Origin of the sequence: Candidatus Sulfotelmatobacter sp. (assembly GCA_035498555.1) — a bacterium.
GTDB lineage: Bacteria > Eisenbacteria > RBG-16-71-46 > RBG-16-71-46 > RBG-16-71-46 > DATKAB01.
In genome coordinates this window covers 1-9210 of sequence record DATKAB010000215.1, presented here as the reverse complement: position 1 = coordinate 9210, position 9210 = coordinate 1, and the positions used below count along the sequence as shown (strand labels likewise).

Here is a 9210-nt window from a genome sequence, read left to right as displayed (position 1 = left end):
CTCGCTCGGCCGGCGGCCCGCAATTGGAGCTTGTCGCGAGTCGGTCGTGGCGCGACAATCCTGGGTGCCGATTCACCCGTGCCCCTTGAAAGCGCCACCATGCTCGGTCGCCGTGCCTGTGTTCTCCTCACCCTGCTGCTGGTTTCGACGTCGCCCGGGGCCGCTCGAGCAAGCGTCCCGTCGCCGGCGAACTCCATCGTGCCGACGCACTTCTCCCTGGTGGGAACTTCCAACGGTATCGCCGATCCGGCCGGGGGGTTCACGGTGATCCTTCGAGACCTCGCGAATGTTCCGATCGAGGGCGCGTTGGTCGTGGTGGACCTGAGCCAATGCCCCGACGTGCGGCTCTGCGCCGATCCTCACGACGGCTGCGTGCCGGGAAGTCTCGCGACCATGGGAGGTGGTGGCGGCCCACCCCCGTTCGATTCCTGCCAAACGGTGGATTGCGCGACCCGCACGGTGAGGAAGTTCTCGAGCGCGGCGGGCACTGCGAGCTTCAGGATCGTCGGAAGCTCGATCGGCCCCATGTCGGGGTCGGGCTCTCCCGCCCATTGCGCCAGGGTCTACGAGGACGGCGTGCTGATCGGGAGTCCTTCGGTATCCCTCTACGACCTGAACGGCGGAGGAGTCGGTCCCTCGGACCTCAGCGTCTGGCTCACGGATTTCTTCGGGCCGTACAATCCGCCGCGCTCCGACTACAACGGCAGCGGTCTCGTGGACCCGGCCGATCTCTCGAGCTGGTTGATCCTGTTCTTCGGCGCGGGCTCGGCGGTCGGCTGCACGAACCTTTGTCCGTGAGGAGCCGAAATGCACCGCCGCATCGCGCTGCTCTCCCTCGTCGCGCTGTCGGCGTTCGCTCCGCCGCCGGCGGGCGCCGGCCTTCCGCCACCGCCGCAGAGCACCATCCCGCAACACGTGCTGCTGGTAGGCCGTGACGCGTCCGGCAACGCGGATCCACTGGGTGCGGCCACCGCGGTCATCCGGGACTTCGCGAACAATCCGGTGCCCGGAGTGGAGGTGCTGATCGACTTCTCGACCACGCCTGACATGCGCCCTAGCGCAGCACAACCGGATCCCGCGATCGTGTCCGTGGATTGTCCCGGCGGCCCCGTCCTGAAGGTCGTCACCGGCGCCAACGGCTCGGCCACGTTTCGCATCGTCGGCCGGGCCAATCTGAGCGCCGCGACGGCAGCACAACTTCCCACCCTGCGCTTCTACTCCCAGGGCGTGTATCTCGGTCAGGCGATCGTGTCCGCCTACGACCTGGATGGCGGTGGCGTGGGGCCGACCGACCTCAACGCCTGGCTGCAGGATTTCTTCTCGGGCAATTACTTCGCGCGCTCCGACTACGACGGCAACCTGATCGTCGGCCCGAACGACCTGTCGATGTGGCTCAAGGCGTTCTTCGGCTCGAACTCGATTCAGGGCGGCATGGGCGGCGTCTGCCCCTAGCTGCAAGCGACGACGCGTGTCGCTGATTGGGAGGCCCGGTGCGCGATGGACGGGGGGCGCGGGTTTTCTGCGCCCCCTCGTCGTTTCGACCCCGCCTGCGGCTGCCACCGCGCGGAGTCTGGGGGATTTCGGACCTACTTGAAGCTGTAGCCCAGCCCCATCTGGATCTTCCACTGGCTGTAATCAGTCACGTGCTGGTATTTCACCTCGAAAATGTTGTCGAGGTTGCCGCCCAGCGGGAACGAGAAGCCGCCGAGCGCCTCGAGCCCGCCCTTCACCAGCGAGTGCTCGCCGTGCGGCAGGCCAAGAGCCGGCGCCTCCACCTGACTGTCGATGAAGTGCAGGCCCCACCCGCCGCCGACGTACGGGTGCATCGAGCCGATGTCGTGCGAGTAGCGAGCGTCGAGCCCGAGCGTCGCGTCACTGCGCTCCGCCGAGATGCCGAAGGTCTTCACGTTGCTGACGTTTCGCCAGTACTCGACGTAGGGCAGGAACTCGATCGCGTCGATCAATCGGCCATCACGCACCCGCGCGCGGAGTCCGAGCGAGGAAAACGAGCTCTGATTCTGCTGAATGACGGTGCCGAACATGCCGTCCACGCCCGTCATGCCGGCGTGTGCGGGGGAGAACAGGAGCGCGGCCAGCGCCAGGAGAACCAGGGAACGAACGAGCAAACGCATGCGGAAACCCTCCTGAGGATCCATCCTCGCGGGGTGACATTCCGTGTCGCAGGAGCGCTCCGCAATATACGCGCCATCGGGCCGGCCGCCAAGCTGCAATGCAGCAGTTCGAGCCGGGGGAAATGGCCCCCCGGCCTCAGTCTGTCGGACCCCGCTCGCGGTAGCGTACTAGCCTTACTTTGAGCCAGCTCACGCCGATCAGATCGTGAATGCCGCGCCAGAGGCGGTTGGAAACCCCATATTTCGAAACGCCATGTCGCCGGGCGCGATGCGAAAGCGGCACCTCGGCGAAGCGCGCGCCTCGAAACACACACAGCGCGGGCAGGAAGCGGTGGACGCCGACGAACATGGGCAGCTGCTCGAGCTGCTCTCGGCGATAGGCCTTGAAGGAACAGCCGATGTCGGTCACGGGATCGCCGAGCGCCGTGCGCCGCACCGCATTCGCGATGCGTGACGAAATCAGCCGCACCCACGAGTCCTGCCGGCCCACGCGCACGCCCGACACCACGTCGGCGTGCTCGAGCGCCGCCAGCACCCGCGGCAGATCGGCGGGGTCGTTCTGCAGATCGGCGTCGAGTGTCACCACGATGTTGCCCCGCGCGTGCGCAAGCCCGGCGGCCAGCGCTGCGCTCTGGCCGCAGCGCTCGGCCAGGAGTACCGGCCGAAGCTTCGAGTCCCGGCGTGCTTCCTCGAGCAGCCAGGCACCGGTGCCGTCGGAGCTGCCGTCGTCCACGATCAGGATTTCGGCGCTCCTCCGGCAGGCAGCGATCGCCTCGCGCAGTTCGGCGAGCAGCGCCGGAAGACTCTCGATCTCGTTGTAGGCCGGGATGACGATCGAGAGGTCGAGCCCGGTCGCTTCATGCGTGTTCATGGAGGCGAGGGAGCATGGCAGAGCCCTCGGGTGGTGTCCACGGCATCACTGTGCTAGAAACTCGCGTGCGTGCTGCCCCTTTCGCAACGCGGTTCGCGCCCGTTGTCGCGCCGCCGGCAGGTCCGGCCGCTCGAGCAGCTCTCGCTCGAGCTGGGACCGGATCGCCCGCGCTGGGTGTATTCGCGGTTGGTGACAGGATCACCGCATTTCCGTCGCATCCGCGAGCGCACCGAATTCGTGCGCTACTTCTTCCCGGAGCTCGACGGCATCACGATCCGCGTCGGCCTCGCGCTCAAGCGTGGCGTGCTTGGCTGGGGTTCGCTCGACCCCGAATCGCCCGGCATCTGGGTGCGCCCTCGGCGGCTCGAGTACTTCACCATCGCGCACGAGCTCACGCATCTGCTCCAGGCCAGGATGCTCGTGCCTCGCGGCGAGCGGCAATGCGACCTCTGGGCGCTGACGCGATCCCCGATGCTGATCGACACCGTGCCCAGCTACCTCCGGCTCCCCCGCGGCCTGCGCTTGAAACCGATGAGCGCGGTGCTGGCGAGCCATTTGTGTGAGGCGGCGCGCCGCGCAATCGCCGCGCGCGAAGCCGGCGAACGGAATTACCTCAAGCGCTTCGAGAGCGAACTGCGCGGGTTGAGCCTGCGCGCGCTCATGGGGATCGTCGCGTGAACGCGCCCGGCTCGGTGGTGCGGCACGTGCGCGTGGCCGCGGCGGTGGTGTGGCGCGAGGGTCACCTGCTGCTCACGCAGCGACCCCCGGGAGGGCCGCTCGGGCTCCACTGGGAATTTCCGGGCGGGAAGATCGAGCCGGGCGAAACCGTCGAGCAAGCGCTGCTGCGCGAAATACGGGAAGAGCTGGGCGTCGGCGCCACGATCGATGAGGTGCTGCAACAGCACGAGCACCACTACGATCATGGTCTGAGCGTGGAGCTGTGGTTCGTGCGCTGTAAGCTGGACGGTTACGAGTTCGTTCGCAGCCCCGAAGTGCACGCCATCCGGTGGGTGAAGCCGGCCGACATCGATCTCGGCGGCGTGCTCGCGGCCGATCGCGATTTCCTGCGCTCGCTGGGCGCCCGCGGCTAGAGGAGACGACCGTGCTTCCCGAAGGCCTTCAGTTCCTCAAGCTGGGTTGGTGGGCAGTTCACGCGATCGCGATCTCACTGGTGTTCACGTGGGGCTACCGTAAGGGCCGCCAGGCCGAACGGCGCGATCGCCGCGACGACGAGAAACGCGCGGGGAAGTAGCGCGGTCCAGTGCGCGGGCGGGTGAGACGCTCGAGAATCCCGAGTAGGAACCGGGACGCGCTCGACTATAGCAGTCGTAATGTGAATCGCTCTGCACGCATGTGCATCTCAATGGCGCTCGTTCGTCGCCCCCCGTGAGACTCGCCCCCGCGAGGTTCACGTGAAGAGCTACTCGCTGACGCATCTGTCGGATGGGACGCTGCTGCAGAATCTGGACGTGCTTTTCGTCCGTGAGCAGCGCAACACTGCCGAGATACTGGCCCACATCGCCGAAGTCGACGCGCGCAAACTCCATGTCCCTCTGGCCTACCCGTCGCTCCATGAATACTGCATGGGGAGATTCGGTCTCGAGAAACAGGCGGCCCTCAAACGTGTCCAGGCCGCGCGAGCGGCGCGCAAGTTCCCCGTGCTGTTCGAGGCGATCGCCGAGGGAAGGCTGAGTCTGAGCGCCGTCGTGGTGCTCGCCCCTCATCTGACCGAGGAGACGGTGGGTGAATGGATCGCGGCTGCCGCCCGTCAGTCCAAGGCAGCAGTCGAACTGCTGATCGCCGATCGCCGGCCGAAGTCCGATGTGCCGGAAGCCGTGCGAGCACTCCCAACGGGTCATGGCCCCGCCCAACTTGCCCCGGGGCACGTCGCCGGTGAGTTGCCGTTATCCCCGGGGATAACGGCAGCGATTCCGGACCGCGCGAGAATCGCTCCGCTCGGCGCCGAGCGCTTCGAGCTTCAGCTCACGATCCCGCAGAGCACCCACGAGAAGCTGCGCCACGCGCAGGATCTGCTCGGCAGCAGCGTCTACGCCGGCGAGCTGGCCCGGGTGATCGACCGGGCGCTCGACGCCCTCATCGCCCAGCTCGAGAAGAAGAAGTTCCGCGCGGGCGCGAAGCCCAGGCGCGCCGAGGCGCAGCCCGCCTCGCCGCGCCACATCCCGGCCGAGGTGAGGTGGACCGTCCACCAGCGCGACGGCGGCAGGTGCACCTTCGTGAGCGACGAGGGCCGGCGTTGCGAATGCCGCAAGGATCTGGAATACGACCACGTCCAGCCCGCGGCATGCGGTGGCCCATCGACGGTCGGCAACCTGAGGCTCCGCTGCCGCGCTCACAATCAATACGAGGCCGAGCGCACGTTCGGGCGCGACTTCATGAGAACCAGGCGCGAGGTCGCGGCCCGGTCGCGCGCGCCGTTCGATGGCGATCTCGTTCGGTGTCTGCGCAACCTGGGCATTCACGCCGACATGGCTCGAGACGCGGCCGAGCAGAGCAGGACTCCGCTCGAACAACCTCTCGAACACAGAGTCCGCGCCGCCCTCGCCTGGTACGGGAGGGTAGGCCGGACGAGATCGGCACAGTCCCGCGCCCAGCGGGCGCGCGCGTGCGCGGAAAGATCGGGAACGAGCCCCTGATCTCGCCGCGCCCGTCGGGTCGATCTAGTTCGCCGGCTTCTCGAACTTCGCCGGATCGATGCTGGGGTTGGCGGTCGCCGAGGTCAGTTTCGCGCTCGCGTACTGCTCGCCGTCGAGCAGGATCGTCAGCGCGTGCGGATACTTGATGCTGCCGACCGGACGCCAGTCGTCATAGATCTGCGTTTCGTGAGTCGGTCCCTTCGGGCCGCTCGAGACGAACTCCATGCGTGCCAGGTGCCCGTCGGGTGCGAAGAACAGCGTCCAGTCCTGGACGTCGGGCGTATTGACCAGCGCCACCGAGTACGTCACCCCATCGATGATCTTGCTGTCCGGTAGCGCCTGAATCTGCAGCCCGGCAGCGCGGCCGAACAGGTGGAAGAGCGATTGCTGGTACTGCTCTTCGGCCTGCTGGGCGGCGCTCGGCTCCTCCTGCACCTTGTCCATCATCTTCCGCCAGCCGACCGAGCCGTTGTAGCCCACGCTCATCTCCCCGAACGGCAGCTTCTGAACCGACAGCTGCTTGTCGGGCAGGATCCACCACAGCGACTGCGTCATGTCGATGGTCTGACCCTGGATCGAGATGGTCGCGGTGCCTTCGCTCTGCCAGCTCTTGATTGCGAACCACGCGTCGGATCCGCCCGCCAGCGACGCGGCCTTCTTCAGCCATTCTCCGCCCTTGGCCAGCGCCTCGGGGGTCGCCTTGCCCGCGTTGAGCTTGGAAGGCGGCGGCGGAATCGAGATGTCCACGCGCTCGACCGGAAGTCCGGCCGATTCGAGCTTGCGGTCGAACTCGCTCTCCTTGCCGACCACGATGGTGAGCATTTGATCGGGATGGATCTTGCGCTGCGCCGCGGCCAGCATGCTGGCCGGCGTGACCTTGGCGAGCGCGGCCTGGTAGCGCTGCAAGAAGTCCTGCGGATAGCCGGCCAGCTCGTAGAACGCCGAGCGGAACAGCGTGGACGAAGGCTTCTCGAACTGGAAGACCAGCGAGTTCTCGACCGACTCCTTGGCGGTCCTGGCCTCGGCGTCGGTGAACGGCGTCTTGGTCACCTCCTCGACGTTGGCGCGCACCAGATCGAGCGCCGCGAACACGGAGTCGTTGCGCGTCAGCGAGTAGGCCTCGAACACGCCCGGGCGCAGGAAGCCGGAGCCGGCGCTGGCCCCGGTCGCGTAGGCGAGCCCGCGCTGGGTGCGCACGCGGTTGAAGAGCCGCGACTGGAAGCCGCCGCCCAGCGCCTGCTCGAGCACGTCCATGTCGGCGAGGTCAGGATCGCTGGCCTTGAAGCCGAGCTGCGCCAGCACCACCGCCGACTGAGTCACGTCTTCCTTGGGCGCGAACACCAGCCGCGACGGCGAACGCTCCGGCATCGGCGGCATCGCGGGGGGCGCGGCGCCGCTCTTCTTCCAATCGGCGAACAGCTTCGAGACCTGCTGCTTCACGTCGCCGCTCTTGAAGTCGCCGTAGACCACCAGGATCGCCCGCTCCGGCACGTAACAGAGCTTGTGGAAGGCGACGCAATCGTCGCGCGTGATCGCCTCCACCGTCGCGTATTCCGGGGTGCGCGCGTACGGGCTGTCCTTGCCGTAGACCGACTGGCGCGCGACCCGACTCAGCACGTTGGACATCTCGTCGTTGCGGCTCGCGATCTGGCGACGCAGTCCGACCTTCGACAGCTCGATCTTGTCGTCGGGAAAGGCCGGGCGGCGACACACTTCGGCCACCATCCCGAGCACTTCGGAGAAATGTTCGGCGAGCGAGTTGAAATTGATGGAGGCGAGATCGGGGCTCATGCTGGAGCTGACCGATCCGCCGATCGCGGCCAGACGATCGTCCATCCAGTCGCCCGACTGGGTGGCGGAGCCGCCCGAGCGCATCACCTCGGCGGTCAGGCCGCCGAGCCCGGCCTTGGCGGCCGGCGCCCAGGTGCTGCTCGCCTTCATGTAGAGCACGCCGTCCACCCGCGGTAGCGAATGGTCCTCGAGCAGGTAGAGCACGAGCCCGTTGGAGAGCGCCGAACGCTGCGGCGTCACCTTGGGGATCGGGTGGAGGGGCGGAATCGTGAGGTGAGAGGGATCGAACCGCGAGTCGATCGCGGCGTGCCCCGCTGCGCTCCACAGGGTGAGCGCGGCGAGCGAGGCGAGGGCGGCGACACGAAGCAACTTGCGCACGTCAGCGCCCTCCCCCGGTATTGGCCGCGGATTTCGGGTTGACGATCATCGCCACCGTGCGGTTGCTCTTCACCAGCGAGGTCTTCATCGCCGCCATCACGTCGTTCACGGTCAGTGACTGAACCTGCTCGGCGCGCCGGAAGAACTCGCGCCAGTCGCCGTAGAACATCTGGTTCTCGGCCAGGTTGCCCGCCAGATCGGAATTGTCGTCGGCCGTGGCGATCACGCCGGCGCGTGTGCGCACCTTGAAGCCGTCGACCTCTTCCTGCTTGAGCGGCTTCGAGGACTGAATCTCGTCCATCACCTGGTACGCTTCCTGCTCGACCGCCACCGGGTCCTGGCCCGACGCCGGGACCAGCACCAGGAACAACATGTTCGGATACTTCTCGCCCGGGAAGCCGGCGAAACACGAGACGTCCACGGCGATCTTCTTCTCCTTCACCAGCACCTTGTTGAGCCGCGCGTAATCGCCTCCGCCGAGCAGGCTGGCCAGCGCTTCGTAGGCGGGGTAGGTCGGGTCGCCTCCGGCCGGAATGTGCCAGCCGATGAAGACGATCGGCTGCGCCGGATCCTCGAGCGTGATCCGCCGCTCGGCGTGCTGCTCGGGCTCGACGGTGTCGAGCGGGGGCGGGGCCGGCGCGTCGGAGACGTCGCTCCAGTACTTTTCGGCGATCGGCTTCAGCTCGTCGAGCTTCACGTCGCCGACCACCGCCACGCACATGTTCTTGGCCACGTAGTTCTTGCGGTAGAACTCCTCGCCCTCCTCGCGCGTGATGCTCTTGAGATCGGAGGGGTAGCCGATGCCGCCGAAGCCGTATGGATGGGCCACGAACGCGGCGGTGATGAACTCCCAGAACAGTCGGCCGGAGGGCGACGACTCGTAGCGGAGCCGGCGCTCTTCGTAGACGACGTCGCGCTCCTTGTAGAACTCCCGGAACACCGGGTAGGCCATGCGCCCGCCTTCGAGCAGCGACCACAGCTCGAGCCGGTTGGAGGGAAGCGAATAGAAATACTCGGTGGCGTCGTTCGAGGTGAAGGCGTTCACGTTCTGGCCGCCGTTCCGCTCGATCATGGTGACGAAGGCGTTGGGCTCGACCTCCTGGCGCGCCGCCTCTTCGCTCTTCTCGAAATCGGCCTGCAGCTTCTTCATGGCGTTGGTGTCGGCGCGCGCGCCCTTGTGCCTTTCGGCGAGCAGCTTCGCGTAGGCGGCGTCTTCGGCGTCTAGCAGTGGTTTCTCGGCCGCGAAGTCCTTGGTGCCGACGATCGCGGTGCCCTTGAACGCCATGTGCTCCATCATGTGGGCGAGGCCGGTGGTGCCGACCTGGTCGTTGGCCGAGCCCGAGTTGACCACGGTGCGGAAGCTGAACACCGGAGCTTCGTGGCG

The 9210-nt window shown here is 67.1% G+C and carries 10 protein-coding genes; 6 read left to right on the top strand and 4 right to left on the bottom strand.

The genetic code is table 11. The annotated features are described in order from the left end of the window. Positions 1–78: 78 nt before the first annotated feature. Positions 79–798 carry a hypothetical protein gene (locus VMJ70_16195; protein ID HTO92673.1) on the top strand — a complete coding sequence of 240 codons (720 nt, stop codon included), beginning with the start codon at positions 79–81 and terminating at the stop codon, positions 796–798. 9 nt (positions 799–807) lie between these two features. Further along, complete coding sequence (locus VMJ70_16190; protein HTO92672.1) at positions 808–1452, top strand: hypothetical protein; 645 nt, start codon at positions 808–810, stop codon at positions 1450–1452. A 134-nt stretch (positions 1453–1586) separates the two neighbouring features. Here VMJ70_16190 and VMJ70_16185 read toward each other — a convergent pair whose 3' ends face one another. Beyond that, the gene (locus tag VMJ70_16185; GenBank protein ID HTO92671.1) at positions 1587–2132 is read right to left on the bottom strand and encodes a hypothetical protein; all 546 of its coding nucleotides are present in this window, start codon (positions 2130–2132) and stop codon (positions 1587–1589) included. Between the two features lie 136 nt (positions 2133–2268). Beyond that, a complete protein-coding gene (locus tag VMJ70_16180; protein HTO92670.1) occupies positions 2269–3003 on the bottom strand; it encodes a glycosyltransferase family 2 protein in 735 nt (244 codons plus the stop codon). Positions 3004–3072: 69 nt separating this feature from the next. On the opposite strand from VMJ70_16180, the gene VMJ70_16175 reads away from it, so the two are divergent. The 4 genes from VMJ70_16175 to VMJ70_16160 all read left to right on the top strand — a co-directional run bounded on the left by VMJ70_16175 (position 3073) and on the right by VMJ70_16160 (position 5657). Then, on the top strand, positions 3073–3681 hold the full coding sequence (locus tag VMJ70_16175; GenBank protein ID HTO92669.1) for a hypothetical protein: 609 nt from the start codon (positions 3073–3075) through the stop codon (positions 3679–3681). Then, entirely contained in the window at positions 3678–4094 is a 417-nt protein-coding gene (locus VMJ70_16170) for a (deoxy)nucleoside triphosphate pyrophosphohydrolase (GenBank protein ID HTO92668.1), read from the top strand. Before VMJ70_16175 ends, VMJ70_16170 begins: the two co-directional genes overlap by 4 nt. Before the next feature lie 11 nt (positions 4095–4105). Beyond that, positions 4106–4255: a hypothetical protein gene (locus VMJ70_16165; GenBank protein HTO92667.1), complete on the top strand. Its 150-nt coding sequence runs from the start codon at positions 4106–4108 to the stop codon at positions 4253–4255. Between the two features lie 160 nt (positions 4256–4415). Further along, positions 4416–5657 carry a hypothetical protein gene (locus tag VMJ70_16160; protein HTO92666.1) on the top strand — a complete coding sequence of 414 codons (1242 nt, stop codon included), beginning with the start codon at positions 4416–4418 and terminating at the stop codon, positions 5655–5657. Between the two features lie 24 nt (positions 5658–5681). Here the strand turns inward: VMJ70_16160 and VMJ70_16155 are convergent, their stop codons facing one another. Then, positions 5682–7826: a pitrilysin family protein gene (locus VMJ70_16155; GenBank protein HTO92665.1), complete on the bottom strand. Its 2145-nt coding sequence runs from the start codon at positions 7824–7826 to the stop codon at positions 5682–5684. Between the two features lies 1 nt (position 7827). After that, the coding region (locus VMJ70_16150; GenBank protein HTO92664.1) for a pitrilysin family protein at positions 7828–9210 on the bottom strand (1383 nt) is incomplete at its 5' end.

Bases quoted from the DNA above. Each gene is read 5' to 3' on its own strand.
- VMJ70_16185 (HTO92671.1), bottom strand. From the start codon at position 2,132: ATGCGTTTGCTCGTTCGTTCCCTGGTTCTCCTGGCGCTGGCCGCGCTC.
- VMJ70_16190 (HTO92672.1), top strand. From the start codon at position 808: ATGCACCGCCGCATCGCGCTGCTCTCCCTCGTCGCGCTGTCGGCGTTC.
- VMJ70_16180 (HTO92670.1), bottom strand. From the start codon at position 3,003: ATGAACACGCATGAAGCGACCGGGCTCGACCTCTCGATCGTCATCCCG.